The sequence below is a fragment of the Lysinibacillus sp. NPDC095746 genome (assembly GCF_044763535.1).
In the GTDB taxonomy this organism is placed as follows: domain Bacteria; phylum Bacillota; class Bacilli; order Bacillales_A; family Planococcaceae; genus Lysinibacillus.
The window spans coordinates 13,455-30,696 of the sequence record NZ_JBIWGL010000028.1 but is presented as its reverse complement, the minus strand read 5'-3'; the positions used below and the strand labels follow the sequence as shown (position 1 = coordinate 30,696).

General features: G+C 37.6%; 16 protein-coding genes. All 16 read right to left on the bottom strand.

Annotated features, from left to right (window positions below):
• Positions 1-142 precede the first annotated feature (142 nt).
• The 16 genes from spoVT to ACIQ7N_RS18445 all read right to left on the bottom strand — a co-directional run bounded on the left by spoVT (position 143) and on the right by ACIQ7N_RS18445 (position 17,167).
• Positions 143-679 (bottom strand): stage V sporulation protein T, encoded by a 537-nt coding sequence (gene spoVT / locus ACIQ7N_RS18520; protein ID WP_402934797.1) that lies wholly within the window; start codon positions 677-679, stop codon positions 143-145.
• 509 nt (positions 680-1,188) lie between these two features.
• Positions 1,189-4,701, bottom strand: a complete 3,513-nt coding sequence (gene mfd, locus ACIQ7N_RS18515) for a transcription-repair coupling factor (RefSeq protein ID WP_402934794.1) — start codon at positions 4,699-4,701, stop codon at positions 1,189-1,191.
• A gap of 425 nt (positions 4,702-5,126) precedes the next feature.
• Entirely contained in the window at positions 5,127-5,354 is a 228-nt protein-coding gene (locus ACIQ7N_RS18510) for an anti-sigma-F factor Fin (RefSeq protein ID WP_132364328.1), read from the bottom strand.
• Positions 5,355-5,766: 412 nt separating this feature from the next.
• Positions 5,767-6,327: an aminoacyl-tRNA hydrolase gene (gene pth / locus ACIQ7N_RS18505; protein ID WP_132364325.1), complete on the bottom strand. Its 561-nt coding sequence runs from the start codon at positions 6,325-6,327 to the stop codon at positions 5,767-5,769.
• A 265-nt stretch (positions 6,328-6,592) separates the two neighbouring features.
• Complete coding sequence (locus ACIQ7N_RS18500) at positions 6,593-7,183, bottom strand: 50S ribosomal protein L25/general stress protein Ctc (RefSeq protein ID WP_402934790.1); 591 nt, start codon at positions 7,181-7,183, stop codon at positions 6,593-6,595.
• Between the two features lie 599 nt (positions 7,184-7,782).
• Positions 7,783-8,742 (bottom strand): ribose-phosphate diphosphokinase, encoded by a 960-nt coding sequence (locus ACIQ7N_RS18495; protein WP_402934788.1) that lies wholly within the window; start codon positions 8,740-8,742, stop codon positions 7,783-7,785.
• A gap of 24 nt (positions 8,743-8,766) precedes the next feature.
• Positions 8,767-10,137 (bottom strand): bifunctional UDP-N-acetylglucosamine diphosphorylase/glucosamine-1-phosphate N-acetyltransferase GlmU, encoded by a 1,371-nt coding sequence (gene glmU / locus ACIQ7N_RS18490; RefSeq protein ID WP_132364317.1) that lies wholly within the window; start codon positions 10,135-10,137, stop codon positions 8,767-8,769.
• Positions 10,138-10,343: 206 nt separating this feature from the next.
• Positions 10,344-10,646: a septation regulator SpoVG gene (gene spoVG / locus ACIQ7N_RS18485; protein WP_132364315.1), complete on the bottom strand. Its 303-nt coding sequence runs from the start codon at positions 10,644-10,646 to the stop codon at positions 10,344-10,346.
• A 337-nt stretch (positions 10,647-10,983) separates the two neighbouring features.
• Positions 10,984-11,358, bottom strand: a complete 375-nt coding sequence (locus tag ACIQ7N_RS18480) for a RidA family protein (protein WP_132364312.1) — start codon at positions 11,356-11,358, stop codon at positions 10,984-10,986.
• The gene (gene purR, locus ACIQ7N_RS18475) at positions 11,355-12,188 is read right to left on the bottom strand and encodes a pur operon repressor (RefSeq protein WP_402934783.1); all 834 of its coding nucleotides are present in this window, start codon (positions 12,186-12,188) and stop codon (positions 11,355-11,357) included. The genes ACIQ7N_RS18480 and purR overlap by 4 nt, the downstream gene beginning before the upstream one ends.
• A gap of 56 nt (positions 12,189-12,244) precedes the next feature.
• A complete protein-coding gene (ispE, locus tag ACIQ7N_RS18470) occupies positions 12,245-13,111 on the bottom strand; it encodes a 4-(cytidine 5'-diphospho)-2-C-methyl-D-erythritol kinase (protein ID WP_248717603.1) in 867 nt (288 codons plus the stop codon).
• A gap of 488 nt (positions 13,112-13,599) precedes the next feature.
• A complete protein-coding gene (locus tag ACIQ7N_RS18465; protein ID WP_053594103.1) occupies positions 13,600-13,782 on the bottom strand; it encodes a small, acid-soluble spore protein, alpha/beta type in 183 nt (60 codons plus the stop codon).
• Positions 13,783-13,890: 108 nt separating this feature from the next.
• Complete coding sequence (gene veg / locus ACIQ7N_RS18460; protein ID WP_402934780.1) at positions 13,891-14,151, bottom strand: biofilm formation stimulator Veg; 261 nt, start codon at positions 14,149-14,151, stop codon at positions 13,891-13,893.
• A 157-nt stretch (positions 14,152-14,308) separates the two neighbouring features.
• On the bottom strand, positions 14,309-15,190 hold the full coding sequence (gene rsmA, locus ACIQ7N_RS18455) for a 16S rRNA (adenine(1518)-N(6)/adenine(1519)-N(6))-dimethyltransferase RsmA (RefSeq protein WP_402934777.1): 882 nt from the start codon (positions 15,188-15,190) through the stop codon (positions 14,309-14,311).
• Complete coding sequence (rnmV, locus tag ACIQ7N_RS18450; protein ID WP_402934774.1) at positions 15,183-15,749, bottom strand: ribonuclease M5; 567 nt, start codon at positions 15,747-15,749, stop codon at positions 15,183-15,185. The genes rsmA and rnmV overlap by 8 nt, the downstream gene beginning before the upstream one ends.
• A gap of 206 nt (positions 15,750-15,955) precedes the next feature.
• On the bottom strand, positions 15,956-17,167 hold the full coding sequence (locus ACIQ7N_RS18445) for a resuscitation-promoting factor (RefSeq protein ID WP_132364297.1): 1,212 nt from the start codon (positions 17,165-17,167) through the stop codon (positions 15,956-15,958).
• Between the last annotated feature and the right edge of the window lie 75 nt (positions 17,168-17,242).

Sequence of the window (17,242 nt, the reverse complement as noted above, 5' to 3'; positions counted from 1 at the left end):
CCCTCTTTCCTTCTTTAACAATGCCAATAGTATAGCATATCTCCAAAGTTTGACGCGCGCGGGTAGCACTACCGTATAACTATGTACGAAAAAAAGTTATTGTTCAGCCTAAAAAGGTCAGCGCAATAACTTTCAATTCTCATCAACTATTCATTTGTTTAGCTAAGAAGTTAGCAGCTGTTTCAGCAACTTTCACTTCAACTTCACCGATAAAATGTACTTTAGACAAAATGATAATACAGCCGATCGGATCACCGTTTACCATAATAGGCGTTGCACAATAAGACTTAACTTGCTCATATTGTCCAGGAACAATCTCGATAGTTGTTTCCATTTTTTCTATTTTTGTTGAACGTTCGTCCATAAAACTTTCCGCAAAGGAAGTTATACGACGATTAATATACTCTTTTTTACCGATCCCTGAGACAGCAATTACTTCATCTCGGTCAGTTACAAATGCAGGAGTACCTAACGTTTCATATAATGTTTCCACATATTCTCTTGCAAATTCTCCTAAATCATTAATTGGAGAATATTTCTTTAAAATGACTTCACCTTCACGGTCTGTATAAATTTCTAGCGGGTCTCCCTCACGAATACGTAACGTTCTACGAATTTCTTTTGGAATAACCACACGCCCTAAATCATCAATACGACGAACAATTCCTGTTGCCTTCATTCATAATCCTCGCTTTCGCTACAATGAAATTTTTTCAATTTTAGTATGGTTTTTTATGAAGCAATCTATGCAAAAACTGAAGAAAAAGGATTTCACACCCAACAATATTTTCAAAAAGGCCTTAAAAACCTAAGCAAATACCTGTAGAATTTTCAACTTCAATCAACTTATCTTAGATTAACCACAAAAACAAATTTTTATAAATAATTTATAAAATATTTTTAACAAGAAATAATAATAATTCAATCTTTACCATTACGTCAATAAGACAAAAGGATGTTTATCACAAAAGAACCATAACAAAAAGCGATACTTTTAACCTTATTTTCCCTACTATCTAGCTCCTGAGTCTCAATTTGTAATATTGCTCTCTAAGGAGCCACACAGTCTACAGTAAAATTAACGAATGAAGATAAAGCGCCACAACATTCACAGAGTTTTCCTTGTAATTTTTTGTTTTTAATGATAAAAAGCTGATCATTATCCTAGAGATAAGATCAGCTTTTTTTCTATTGTTGTTTTTTTGCGTCAGCAATAATATGCATCATTTCTTCTAAAATATCAAAGGGTTGATATTTCCCACACTTTCGTTCATCAATCGTTAATTTCAATTGCATACCATCCATACCAAACCCGACAGCACGTTCAAATTTCATAGATTCTTCCACAATTTTACCGCCGTCAACTTGCCCTGTACCTTGTTCTGACAACAATATTGTGATGATTTTTTGCTTTTCTTTTACAGACAATACACCTGTACTTAAGCCCCATACCTTCATACGCGCAACCCGCAGTAAACGCTCTGTTTCAATTGGAAGATCACCAAAACGATCCTGTAATTCCTCTATGATTTCGCTGTACTCCTCCACTCGATCCATTGCTTTTATACGTTTATACATTTGAATTTTTTGATAGCCATCAGGGATGTATACATCCGGGATATACGCATCCACACTCAATAAAATTTCAATGTCAGGCTTCTCTTCTTTTTTGACACCTGTTTGGCGCTCAGCTATCGCCTCTTCCAGCATTTGTGAATATAAGTCAAAACCAACAGAATCAATAAAGCCATGCTGCTGCGCTCCAAGTAGATTTCCAGCACCACGAATAGATAAGTCACGCATAGCAATTTTAAATCCTGAACCTAACTCTGTAAATTCTTTAATCGCCTGTAATCTTTGCTCAGCTACATCCGTAAGAACTTTATCACGTTGATACATAAAGTAAGCATAAGCCACCCTATTAGAACGCCCAACACGTCCACGCAATTGATAAAGTTGCGCTAAGCCCATTCGATCCGCATCATGAACAATCAATGTGTTAACGTTTGGTATATCCACGCCAGTCTCAATAATAGTTGTTGTTACAAGCACATCATAGTCACCTTCTAAAAAGGCTAATATAACAGATTCTAATTCTGATTCCGTCATTTTGCCATGTGCATGCCCAATACGCGCTTCTGGGACAAGCATTTGAATTTCATCAACCTTACGAGCCATATCTTCTACACGATTGTATAAGTAGAATACTTGCCCACCACGCGCCATTTCTCTCTCAATAGCTTCCCGCACTAATGCACCGCTATGCTCCATTACATAAGTTTGCACAGGGAAACGGTTCGCTGGTGGCGTTTCAATTACCGATAAATCACGAACACCTACCATCGACATATGAAGTGTTCTCGGAATCGGAGTTGCCGTTAGCGTTAATACATCAACATTCGTCTTTAGTTGTTTAATTTTTTCCTTATGTGTTACACCAAAACGTTGCTCCTCATCAACAATCAGTAGTCCAAGGTCTTGGAATGTTAAATCTTTAGATAATATCCGATGCGTGCCAACGACAATATCAACTTGCCCTTCTTTTAAACCTTTTAATGTCGCTGTTTGCTCTTTTTTTGTGCGGAAACGAGACAAGAGGCCCACATTAATAGCAAAGTCTTGGAATCTCTCACGAATCGTTTCGTAATGTTGCTGCGCTAATATCGTTGTCGGCACAAGGAAAGCTACTTGCTTGCCATCTTGAATTGCTTTAAATGCCGCGCGGATCGCTACCTCTGTTTTGCCGTACCCTACGTCTCCACATACAAGACGATCCATCGGACGCTCACGTTCCATATCACGTTTTACTTCGATAATTGAACGTAGCTGATCCTCTGTTTCTTCATAAGGGAAAGAAGCCTCAAAATTACGCTGATCGTCGTTGTCAATCGCGAATGCATGGCCTTTCTCTGCTTCACGTTTCGCATACAGCTTAATTAAATCATCAGCAATATCTTGCACAGCAGAGGATACCTTTGCTTTAGCTTTTTTCCACTCTGCTCCACCTAATTTATGTAGCTTCGGTTCTCGGTCTTCAGATGCTACATATTTTTGGATTAAATCTATTTGCTCTACCGGAACATATAACTTATCATCTGCACGGTATCGGATGTGTAAGTAATCCTTATGTGTACCATTTACCTCTAATGTTTCTAAGCCTATATATTTCCCAATACCGTGATGTACATGTACCACATAGTCGCCCGGTTTAATTTCTGTATAGCTTTTAATACGTTCTGCGTTCGTCATTTTTTGAGGACGCGCCTTTTTCTTCGCCTGTTGTTTAAATAGCTCATCCTCTGTAACAATCACCAAGCGTTGTAGTGGTAATTCAAAGCCACTAGATAGTGAGCCATCCACAATATAAATACCGGCTTCTGTCGGCTTACCAATTGTCGTATGAATATCGTATTCTCCGAGCATTTGCTGTACACGTTTAACACGATCTTTATCTCTCGCAACAATTAGTACTGTAAATTTACCAAGCAGCCAGCGTTCAATCTCACTTTGTAATAATGACATTTGGCCATGAAATTGTTGCATTGGCTTGCAAGAAAAGTTTGTCGTCTTATTAAAGGATACACCCGCAAAAGTTCGTGAAAATAATGAGAAATATAGTTTTTGTTGAGACAGCATTGCTAAAATTTCTTTCAAGGAGAATGCTGGCTTTACGTCATGCACCATTTTTCCTTCTTCAATTAATGATAAAAACCATTCATCCTCTTCACGCTCCCAGGCATCCATAACCTCCTGAATACGTCCGAGCTCATCAAACAGCACAATGCCATCCTGTACAAAATAATCTCCTAAATAGGATGTTTTCTCATATAATAACGAACCATATTTATTTACATAGTCCGGTAAATTCCCTTGTTGTAACAATTCAATATCATATTGAATATGCTGATACAGTAATTCCTTCGTCTCCTGCTTTTTGACCTTCTTTAAACTTGTCGCTAATGCAGCTTCTAAACGGCCTGCTAATGCCATTCTTTCTTCCTTTGTCAAAATAACTTCTGACGCTGGTAAAATACGAACCTTCTGCAATTTATCAATTGAACGTTGATCGTCCGCAGAAAATGTTCGAATCGAGTCAACTTCCGTATCAAATAATTCTATTCGAATCGGCTCTTCTAAATATGGTGGATATATGTCTAATATCCCTCCACGTAGCGCAAACTCTCCAGGTGTTGTCACCATCGAATTACGCACGTACCCCATCTCTACTAACGTTTGTAGCCATTCATCAATCTGAATATCTTCGCCTACTGAAATTTGTAAAAAATATTGTTGCCAATGCTCTTTAGGCTGCATCATTTTTCGTAAGCCCGCAACTGGTATCACATAAACAGCTTTTTCGCCTCTTGCTAGGCAATCAAGCGTTGCAATACGCTCAGCTCGCAATTCTGGAGAGGCAACAGACAAATCTGCAGCAATAAACTCATCGGCAGGATAATAATGAACATGCTCCTCACCTAAAAGTCCCGCCAGCTCGTCAACCATTTTTTGTGCCTGCAATAGATTAGGAGATACAATATAAATAGGTTTTTTTACATATTCAAATAACGCATCGACCATTGCTGGGCGCGCGCTTCCTGTTAATCCTGTTATAAGCTGTGTTGCAGAATGACCGCTCTGAATCTCCTGTAAAAATGATGCGATATGTTTGTCCTGCATCACAAGCTGTCGTAAAACTTCCAATGTCAAAAGCTCCTTTCAGCGCATAATTCTATTCACAATTACTAGTAATCTAGTACTATAATATGCATCTTTATTGTATTTTTTATCAATTATGCCTCCACATAATTGCGTCCGGAACCGGCTTTGCTCTTGCACAAAGTACTCCTTTTCGATTCCCTGACATCCGCCGGAGGCTTTAGGCCAACACGATGTTGGTCACTCAGACATTTTCACAGGATATATCATTCTTATCCTGAGTTCCTCTATTTTAGCGGATGTTTGGAACCCGCTGAAAAATGACTTAAAACCACATTCATCACACCACCTATAAAGATGGGAGACTTCTGTACCTGTCGCTACGCTTTCGGTACATAAAACAATTGCTGAAAAAAGTTAAATGGAAAAAGCTTTGAACGCACATGATGTGCGCCAAAGCATCCTTCCAATCATTGAATCCATTTATTGAGTGCGTGATAATCTGGATATTGTTTCAGTGAATCCTCACACTGCTCACAAATGCAGTGCACCGTCGTGTGACCATGCTGATCTTTCTCAACATAATCATCCGCTTCACCCATTTCGAAAATATGTAGTTTTCGAATTGTATCATCTGCATCAAATGGTAGTGTTCCTATTTCTACTTCACAATGACGACATCGATAGCGAACTGACATCTCCAAATCATCCTCCTTTAAGCAACTTACTACTTAAAGTATAGACATTTGTAAAACAGATTATGCACTTCCAATTTCGCCTTGCCATTTAGGTATAGAAACTTGGGGTTGATTTTCGTACCAACCGGGCGCTTTCCTAGGGACGTCCGATAAGCCGCTTAGGTCAACTGTGCGAAAACGCAGCGACAGCGGCAAATGCTTCTGTACGAAAGCACAGCGGCACGATATTGGACACGAAAGCGTTATCACAGGACGTGATGGTTGTAGCCTTTGTTCCTTTATTGCTGATCCCTAAGGAGTCACCCAATCGGAACGAAGATCAACTTATTTATATAACATAAGTTTTAACCTATTTTTCCCCAACCTTAGGCATAAACCAACTGTAATATCCACACTACGCTTTAATCTATTATTACCCGTTAAAGCGATTCATCACATCAAGAAATGGCTTTGAAAGAGATTCTTCTACTGCATCTACACATTTTTCAATCGCTTCGCCAACAATAGCTTGATCTTCTTTTGAAAATTTTGATAACACATAATCTGCTACTTTCATACCAGCTGGTGGGCGATTAACCCCAACACGTATGCGATTAAATTCTTGTGTACCTAAATGCTGAATTAATGATTTAATACCGTTATGTCCACCCGCACTTCCTTTTTGACGCAGGCGCAATTTTCCTGTTTCTAAATCTAAATCGTCATAAATAACAATTAAGTCTTCCACATCAATATCAAAATAGTTCATAAGAGGCCCAACACATTCCCCCGATAAATTCATATATGTTAAAGGTTTAACAAGTAGAACCTTTCCTTCAGGACGATGTACCGTTGCATACATACCATTAAACTTTGAATTAGTTAAAGGTGTACCCCATTTTTCAGCTAATGCATCAATAACATCGAAGCCAATATTATGTCTTGTATGCTCATAAGGCTTACCCGGATTTCCTAAACCAACGATAATTTTCATAAGTACCCCTCTTCTTTCAAATCTAATAGTCATTATTTTACCATACCATACGCTAAGAAAGCAGTTTGTACAGTTTTTGAAAGTAAAAGTTCAATAATGGCTTGATATTATATGAAATCCACACTTTAACCGTACATATCGGTAAAATAATACATGCCGTATCAAAGAACAAAAGCAAACATACGAATAATGTCGTCCATTAAATTCAAAAGGCTACTAAAGAAGTTTTTAGTCTTCCTTAGTAGCCTTTCCTTAACATATCTTTTTACTCTTGTTCCTGTGCAATGTCTGCCGTTTCTTCAACAGCAGCGACTGGAGCCATAATTGTTACCAATGTATGATCATCTTCACTGATAATCTCAAAATCAGTCGTATCTCGAATATCTGCTACTGTAATTGTTTCACCAATTTTAAGCTCAGTAATATCAACTTCAATAGCTTCCGGGATATTTGCTGGCTTTACTTTAATTTTCACGTCTAAGTTAGGCTGCATTAATATGCCACCTAAACTAATACCAACTGACTCTCCTACGAGTTTAATAGGCACCTCAGACTCTATCGCTTCGGACATATTAATTGCTAAAAAGTCGATATGATTTACTTCATCTTTCATAGAACATTGTTGAATTTCAGACACAACAACATTCACTTTTTTCCCATCTAACTCCATCAAAAACACACCGTTTTGCCCATTTTTTTGAACGGATTTTCTGAATTCATTCGCTGAAATAGAAATTGGGGTCGAATCTAAATTATAGCCGTAAATAACCGCAGGAATGGCTCCCCCTTTTCTAAGTTGGGTTAATGTCGAACGATGCCCAGCTTCGCGCTTTTTAACACTTAATACTGTACTCATATCTATCTTCCCCTTCCAAGAAAAAATTATTTACGCCTTATTAGAATGTCACTACTTTCGAATTATTACTCCTTTCAGCGGGTGTTTGAATACCCTCTAAAAAGCAGCTTAAATCCGCATTCATCTCACCACCTAAAGAGGTAGGAGTCTTCTGTACGCTTTCGCTACATAAGTTAAATTAATGACATTTGTTAAGGCTATAATAATATTTACCTTTATATTTTTTGGTTCATCGCCATGGCGTCGGTTTCGTTTTAACAAAATGTATCCCAACCTTAGGCGGCAAACTATTTTTTATAAAGTAAAGTAAATATTATTAAGTCACAGTTTCTATTATACCCTTTTATAAGAAAATTCACACAAATGGAACATCTAAAAAAGGACAAATCTACTTGCAAACGTAGATTTGTCCTTAATACGCCACATTTTACTGCATGTGGCGTTTATTTATCTTCATTCAACAGAACACTCTCATCTTGAGAGATGAATGCGGATGTGGTCCATCACATCTGCTAAGTGAAGATAAAGCCCCCGGTTAATATCACGAATTCGTAATTCAAAATCCGGACACAATTAAGCCAAGGTAAACTTGCTTTATATTAATCAAATAGAGTACTTACAGATTTATTTTCATAGACACGAGAGATTGCATCTGCCATCAATTTAGCGACTGAAAGCTCTGTAATTTTTGGAGATTTTTTCTCTTCAGGAAGTTGGATTGTATTTGTTACAACTAATTCTTTAATCGAAGAGTTTTCGATACGCTCGATTGCCGGACCTGATAATACTGGGTGTGAACAACAAGCATAAACTTCTTTCGCACCAGCTGTACGTAATGCATCCGCGCCAATTGTAATCGTACCTGCAGTATCAATAATATCATCAATCAAGATTGCCACTTTACCATCAACATTACCAACAATGTTCATTACTTCTGCAACATTTGGTTTCGGACGGCGTTTGTCAATAATTGCAATAGGTGCTTTTAAACGTTCTGCCATTTTACGAGCACGTGTTACACCACCATGGTCTGGAGAAACAATAACGATTTCATCTTCTGGGATACCTTTTGTTTTAAAGTAATCAGATAATAAAGGAACTGCCATCAAGTGGTCGATTAAAATATCGAAGAAACCTTGGATTTGAGGTGCATGTAAATCTAAAACGATCACACGTGTTGCACCAGCTGTTTCAAGTAAGTTTGCTACTAATTTAGCTGTAATTGGCTCGCGTGCTTTTGCTTTGCGGTCTTGACGAGCATAGCCATAGTAAGGCATTACAACGTTTACTGTACGAGCAGATGCGCGTTTTACAGCGTCTACCATAATTAAAAGCTCCATTAAATGTTCGTTTACAGGTGCAGAAGTAGATTGCACGATAAACACATCACAACCACGAATACTTTCTTCAATGCTAATTTGAACCTCACCATCGCTGAAGTGCTTAACAGAAGATTTACCTAATTCAACACCCATTTCTTGAGCAATTTCTTGAGCAAGTGGATTATTAGAATTAAGTGAAAATATTTTTAATTGTGAGTTTGCATAATGATACGGCATGATGGCCTCCTGTTTAGTTGATAATTATTTTGAATTTAATTTACTTACGTAATTCGGTTTGTTTTCTTGTCTTGCACGAGCAATTGCAAGTGCATCCTCAGGAACTTCTTTTGTAATTGTAGATCCTGCTGCAATAAATGAACCTTTTCCAACTTTCACTGGCGCTACTAAGTTAGTATTACATCCTACAAATACATCATCTTCAATAACTGTTTGGAACTTGTTTTTCCCATCATAGTTTACTGTAATGGAACCACAGCCAATATTGACATTACTTCCAATTTCAGCATCGCCAATATAGCTTAAGTGTGATACTTTCGTGTCATTACCTAGTTTACTTTTCTTCACTTCTACAAAGTTACCAATCTTCACATGGCTACCAATGTCAGAAAGTGGTCGAATATGTGCATACGGTCCAATAGCTGTTTCTTCCGCTACAACGCTTTCACGCACAACAGAAGAATGCACAGTTGTTCGATCACCAATACGGCTATCTACGATTTGTGTGTTAGGCCCGATTATACAATCTTCACCGATAACAGTTGTACCTTCAATCATAGAACCTGGTTGGATGACAGTATCACGACCAATCATTGCATCCACACTAATATATGTGGCTTCTGGATTAATAATTGTGACACCGTTACGCATATGCTTTTCATTAATTCTTGCACGCATTAGCGTCTCTGCTTGAGACAGCGCAACACGATCATTGACACCAAGTGTTTCTTCAAAATCTTCCGTTACAAATGCTTCAACGACATCACCTTGTGTTTGTAAAATTTCAATCACATCAGGTAAATAATACTCACCCTGAGCATTGTCATTTTTCACAAGCTTTAATGTCTCAAATAACGCTTTATTATCGAAGCAATATGTGCCAGTATTAATTTCTTTAACTAATTGCTGCTCTGCAGAAGCATCCTTTTGCTCAACAATTTGTTCCACTTGTCCATTGTCGCCACGTAAAATACGACCATAGCCTGTTGGATTTTCAGCAATAGCTGTTAAAATTGTTGCTTTTGCATTCTTTGCTTGATGATGCTCGAACAAAGCTTGCATCGTTTCAGGGCGAATAAGTGGTGTATCGCCACAAACAACTAGTGTTGTCCCTTCTTCGCTACCTAAAATTGCCTCAGCCTGTTGTACAGCATGAGCTGTCCCTAGCTGTTCAGCCTGTAAAACATACTCGCTTTTATCGCCAAGCTGTTGTTTCACCTTTTCTGCACCATGTCCTACAACCGTTACAATGCGATTCACATCTAACGTTTGAATGTGATCCACCACATGTTGTACCATTGGCTTCCCACATACTGGATGGAGCACTTTATATAATTTGGACTTCATACGTGTACCTTGACCTGCAGCCAAAATGACAGCAAAAATGTTGCTCATCTGTAAGTCCTCCAATACGCTCATTTTCTCTTATGACTATATAGCAAAATCCATCTATTTTCAAGGCATGTTGACTTGACAAAAACATGAATTTCAAAATCAAATGCACCTTATGCTCGAATGTTAATATGTATGTCCTAAAACTGCTCATTTTCTCTTATTCTCAAAAAGAAAAGAACTCTCCAATTATGAAGAGCTCTTTTTAACTATACGCCAATTCCTTCTAATTCTTCTGGTTTTTCTGTTGCTTCTACCTCACTTGAATTATGGTACTCGTTTAAAATGATTTCCTGAATTTTATTACGAGTAGTAGAATTGATAGGATGTGCAATATCTCTAAATTCACCGTCTGGCGTTCGTTTACTTGGCATAGCAACAAACAAACCTGTATTGCCATCAATTACACGAATATCATGAACTACGAACTCATTGTCGAGTGTAATGGAAGCAATCGCACGCATGCGACCATCCGTCTGTACACGACGTAACCTTACATCAGTAACTTCCATTTTCTCACCACCTCTCTTCTTAGATGCCTAAATGAAAATATAATATTCTTTATTACCGAATATTTTCCTTTTTCTAGTCTATCAAATTATCTAAAAAATTTGAATACTCAACAGTATAATATTTCCTTTAATTTACTTTAAATTTGACAATTTTTTGTCAGTCTCCCTTTCCGATTGGTATGACTTTGAACATAATTGTACTTTTCAGTTTTATTAGCAGATTGTCTTTATCAGCGATTGCCACTTGCTTCGCTTTCGCCCGTTACAACAAATATTTGCTGAACGAAAATAAAAAACCCACTAAAAGAGCTTCTCTTCTAGTGAGCTTTAAAACTTCTTATTTAACGATGGCAATAACTTCAATTTCTACGCGTACATCTTTTGGCAGACGTGCAACCTCTACTGCTGAACGAGCTGGTTTATGATCACCAAAGTGGCTAGCATATACTTCGTTCATTGCAACAAAGTCGTTCATATCCTTCATGAAAACGGTTGTTTTAATAACATTGTCCAATGATGATCCAGCGGCAGCTAAAACTGCTTTTAAATTTGCAAATACTTGATTTGTTTGAACAGCGATATCGCCTTCCACTAATTCGCCTGTTGCTGTTAGTGGAATCTGACCTGAGCTATAAAACATGCCATTGACAATAATCCCTTGTGAATATGGTCCAATTGCTGCTGGTGCATTTGTTGTTGCTACTACTTTCATTTGTCATTTCCCCTTTTAGAAAAATAGTTACCTTCACTTAATGCAATTGTACGGTCTTTTTCATTGACCTCATGAAGCTTTACTAGTGAATAATAATCATCTACTAAAGTTTCGTCTGCATGCTCAGCCTCTACAAGCACTGCAATACCAGCTAGCTGACAATCAAATTCCTCTAATAGATTTTTCATGCCATTCATAGTACCACCGACCTTCATAAAGTCGTCAGTAATAAGCACTCGTTGTCCACTCTTCATGCTTCTTTTTGATAATACCATTGTCTGAATTCTTCTGGAAGAACCAGATACATAGTTAATGCTGACTGTAGAGCCTTCAGTTACTTTACTATCTCTTCTAACAACAACAACTGGTACATTTAAATGTCTTGCAATCGCGTGGGCAATAGAAATTCCCTTCGTTGCGACAGTCATGATGACGTCAATTTGTTGATTCGCAAATGCGGATGCAAATACCTTTCCAACCCGATTAATTAAATCTGGATTGCCGAGTAAGTCCGTCATAAATAAATAACCGCCTGGTAACAAACGATCTGAATGCTCAAGCTCCGCTTTTAAATCGTCAATAACTAAACGGACCTCAGCTTCGGACATTTTAGGAATATACTTAACTCCTCCTGCAGCGCCCGGTACTGTCATCAATAACCCGATTCCTTTTTCTTCGAAAGTTTCTTTTACAATCGTCAAATCTTCACTAATAGAAGACTTTGCAGATTGATATAGTTCAGAAAAATAAGTTAGCGGGATCAGCTGATGTGGATGTTCTAGTAAATAGTACGTCATATCAACTAGTCGTTCACTACGCTTCCATTTCATGCGACCCTCTCCTAAACACGAATATTTATAGGTAAAATTAACATAAATTTGCGGTTTTAAGCAAGCGTATTTCGCTCGCCCAAAATCCGAACGGCATATACTTCTTCACAAAAACCACGTAAACCATTATAAATTCGGCTCACTCGAGCTTCACTATCCACTAAACCAAACACCGTCGGACCGCTTCCACTCATTAATGTTGCATCTGCGCCAAAGCGCCTCATTTGTTCCTTTAACATTACTACTTCTGGATGTAGCTTAAAAGTTACAGTTTCCAAAACATTCCCTAATGATGCACAAAGTAGGTCATAATCTTCCGTTTCAATAGCATGGATCATTTGCTTCGTATTTGGATGTTCTAACCCTTCAACCTTTAATCCTCCATACACTTCTGCAGTAGAGACACCTATTTTAGGTTTAGCTAAAACTACCCAACAATTTGGTGGTGCAGGCAATTCCTGAATTTTTTCTCCACGCCCCGTTGCTAATGCTGTGCCACCATAGACACAAAATGAAACATCCGAACCAATTTTTGCACCTAATTCCGCTAACTCATCTATAGATAATCCTAAATTCCACAGCTCATTTAAACCCTTTAGTGTAGCAGCCGCATCACTACTGCCACCTGCTAATCCTGCTGCGATTGGTATTTCTTTTTCTATAGTAATGGATACACCTTGTCCAATGCCGTATGTATCTTTAACTAGACGCGCTGCCTGATAAGCAAAATTCCGGTGATCATTTGGCACGAAATTATCAGTAGAAATTATTTCAATTACACCATCTTCTCGAGATTCTAGGCAAATACGATCTGCTAAATCCACAGTTGTCATGACCATCTCTACCTCATGAAAATTATCTGGTCTTTTATAAAGCACATCTAATGTTAAATTTATTTTTGCAGGCGCCTTTACATAAAGCATCTTTCTTCCTCCTTATAGCTACACTTATCAATTACGCATTAGCGCAATTTGCTGACACTTCGCCTTGCACAGATAAACAATGCTCCTAATTTAAAATTCAGGTTAGTAAGCCTTATCGCATTAGCTTGTCCTTTAAACCGTAACACTGACAGATCATTCAGTTTGATATTTTAATACACCCTGACTAAAAATTTCACTTTCTTCTGCCTTTAGATGTAGGAGTCTTCTGTAACTGTTACAAAACATCAGTAGCTGGCGTTCACTTCGCTATATAAAACATTTTCTGAATGAAGAAAACTTTCATTCATCTTTCACAAGATTATTCATTTTATTTTACCATAATGGTCATGTGAAAATGGAAAAAAAGAACCGTATACCCCTATTTGGTGTAACGGTTCTCTTTCGTCAGTCGTGTTGTTGTGTATACAGGAAGTTCTCATCCCTGTAATTGGTTTCAAAATAATAAGTGGTCTATTTTCACAAAGAGGCTACTTATTATGCTCTTGCTCACTACTTGCTCTTTCAGCCATTTCGATGGCACGTTTGACCATATTACCGGCGTCTCGAGCTTTTATGCCGCCCCAGCCTTCTCGTTGCACAACATCATAAAATCCAAGCTCTTTAGCGATCTCTTCCTTTAAACGAGGTGACATGATACCTTTTCTAGGCATATAAACTCCTCCTTAACAACTGACGATTTTAGTATGCCCCAGAAAACGCAAAACACTCATGTAGTTTTTTACATGAGTGTTTCAAAATATAGAAAAAAGTACTAGAAACTATTTTGCGATAGCAGCTTTTGCTTCGTCTAAAAATGTAATCTCTACTGCCTCAGTTAAAATATCTGTGTAGCTATACGATACGCGCTTGCACGTATTGTCTTCTTGATCAAGCTCAACTACAAAGATAGCGCGATATGTCTCACGCAATACCCCTGCACACTCGACCGTTTTCTTGCGACCTCCGTTTGCTTTTAACTGCAAACGTTTACCCAAATGACAATCCAACGACTTTTTAATGTCCGCTAAAGTTTTTGGCATTTTCGCTTACACCTCACTAATAAATAGTATAAGCGATTCGCCCAAAAATGTCAACAAAATATAATATTTTATCAGCCTTTAATAAATATTGTCAACTTATTTTTCATAAAAAAGTCATGTTTTTTTACTTATACTCAAAAAAGTTAACAAAAATTTTTTACTTTGCAAATGTAGGGTATAGTGCATCGGCTAATTTTCCAAACTCTTGAATGGTTAGGGTCTCTCCTCTACGTGTTGGTTCAATATTTACCGCTTTTAAAGCATCCATAATTTTTTCTTTGTGTACCTTACCATTTGGTAAACCTGATTGTAAATTATTGAAGATTGTTTTTCGTCGTTGTACAAACGACGCACGAGTAACAACGAATAAAAAATCCTCATCAATTACTTTTACTGGAGGTTCATCATGCTTAATAAGACGGATCACTGCAGAATCCACGTTTGGTTGCGGCATAAAAACAGTTTTCGGTACCGTCATGGCAATATCAGCCTTTACATAATATTGAATCGCAATTGATAAAGAACCGTACTCCTTCGTTCCAGGCTTAGCTGTAATACGATCTGCAACCTCCTTTTGCATCATGACAACGAAACCGCGAATCGGCAAACGATCATTAAGTAATTTCATTAAAATCGGTGTCGTCACATAATAAGGTAAATTTGCTACAACCATAATATCCTCAATACCTGGCATCTCTTCCTGAATTACTTTAGCAACATCCGCCTTTAAAACATCTGAATGTACAATAGTTACATTATTATATGGGCTAAGTGTGTCTTCTAATACAGGTAATAATCGCTGATCAATTTCAAAAGATACAACCTTTTTTGCACTTCTTGCTAAATGCTCTGTTAATGCTCCAATGCCAGGACCAACTTCGATTGCACCACTATTTTCAGTTAAATTTGCATGACTAACAATATTTCGTAAAATGTTCGGATCTATTAAAAAGTTTTGACCTAAGCTTTTTTTAAATGAAAATCCGTATTTTTTTAATATTTCCTGTGTTCTAATGGGTGTTGCAATATCCTTATGCATCGTTTTCCTCCTGATCTAACTGTGCGATTGCCGCACCAAATTGCTTTTCTGTAATTTGAAACATTTTCAATCTTTTATGAAGTTGTTTGCCGTTTGTTGCACCAATATTCAAAATTTCTCCAAGACGATCACGTCGAGTCTTCGCCCGTGGATGGCCAATTAAATGTGCCGTCATTAAATCTTCGAGAGTGATGTCATCTGTGGTTGGCTCAACCTCATTTGGGGTATAGACATGTTGCAGTGCCTCGCGTATATCTTCATCTGCTGCATGCTCAATGCCTAGTCCTTTACCGTTTTTCGCAATTGTTTTAGCTTTCGGTAAAAAAGCGTGTTTTACACCTTTTACATGCTCCTCGATAATGGAACGAATTCGACGTCCTGGATAATCTGGATCAGTAAAAACAATAACACCTCTTTTATCCTGTGCATGTTGAATTCTCTTTAGTGTTTCCTCTGAAATAGCCGATCCATTTGTTTCTATAGTATCTGCTTGTACAGCTCGCTTAATAGCTGTTGTATCATCTTTTCCTTCAACAACAATGATTTCTTTTATTTGCAAAAAGGCTCCTCTTTTCTACCTTATCTTCAGACCATTTTACAACTGCACTGTACGATTGTACAGAAATACCCGGCTATTCACCTTTTTGATTTTGTTATTGGCGATTCTCCAAAATAAATTACTAAAAAAATAAAAAGGCTTTCCCGCCAGTCAAAACAGGAAAGCTAATAATAGTGAAAAACATTTTGATTAATTTTACAATTTTTTTAATTTAATACTTTTACACGCACTTTCCTTACTCCCCAATTACTAGCTTGGGATTCAGATTGTACAAGTATGTCGATCCGATTACCCTTAATTGCACCACCAGTATCTCCTGCAATAGCTGTTCCATAGCCTTCAACCCAAACTTTTGAGCCAAGCTTAATAACAGATGGGTCTACAGCTATTACTTTCAATCCCGATCCTGATTTTAAATTAATTCCAGTGGCAGATATCCCCGAGCAGCCGTTACAATTAGGTGTATAAGCGGTTGCCGTTACATAAAATTCTTTACCACTAGCTGGCTCTGATGAACCACGTGATACAGTCGCAGCACTAGCTACTACAGTTTTAGTACCTACTGCAATCACTTGCTTTTGCGATTCCTTCACAACTTTTTCTGATTGTAGATTTTTAGCTACAACTTGGCCATTCTCTTTCACAACTTCAAACGTTTTAGTCATTAAACCTTTTTGGCCAGCTGTTACAACTTTTTGTTTTCCTTTTTGCAATGAAGCATCCTGTTTCTTTTCAATTGCGAAATCTAAAGATTCTTCCACTACATCGATAACCTTTTCTACGCGAACTACTGTGATTTTACTCTGCGGAGTGATTACGTCCTTCAGGTTATTCTCGACACGATCGAATTCATTTAGTTGAATTCCTTGTTGTTTTAAAAAGTTAGCGACCGTAGTCGAAGTGGACCAAACTTGTCTCTTGTTTACGCCATCGACAAGCGATACTTGAAACGCCTTTTGAATATCGATCTTGTTGTCTGCTCCTATTTCTGTATCTAGACCTTGTACTAATGAGTCATGCTCTGATACTTCAATATTTGCTTCTTTCAAAATGTCTTTCACTTGTGTTTCAGTTGTCCAAACTTTTGACTGATTTCCATCAACTGAAATAGTTACTTCTTTTGCCTGTTCCCATGAAATTGCTAATCCATTAACAATTTTGGTGTTCAGAGAGGGTGATATTTTGTCATGCTCTGCTACGTCTATATTTTGATCTTGTAATAATTGTTCTACAGTTTTGGCATGTGTTGTTACTTCGATTGTTTCTCCGTTCGCATCAAGCGTTACGGACTTTTTAGTACCTTGATAAAGTACAAATGAAATTACAGATACAAACAGGACAAGTGAAATAATGCTTATCACTGTTTGCTTACTCCTCAATGATCCTAAGAACAAGTTTTTCATGGAATTATTTGACATGAAAAAACGCCTCCTTAATACAAAGTTGGATTATACGTACTAGATTTGGCACTGTCAACCCGAATGTATTTCAAA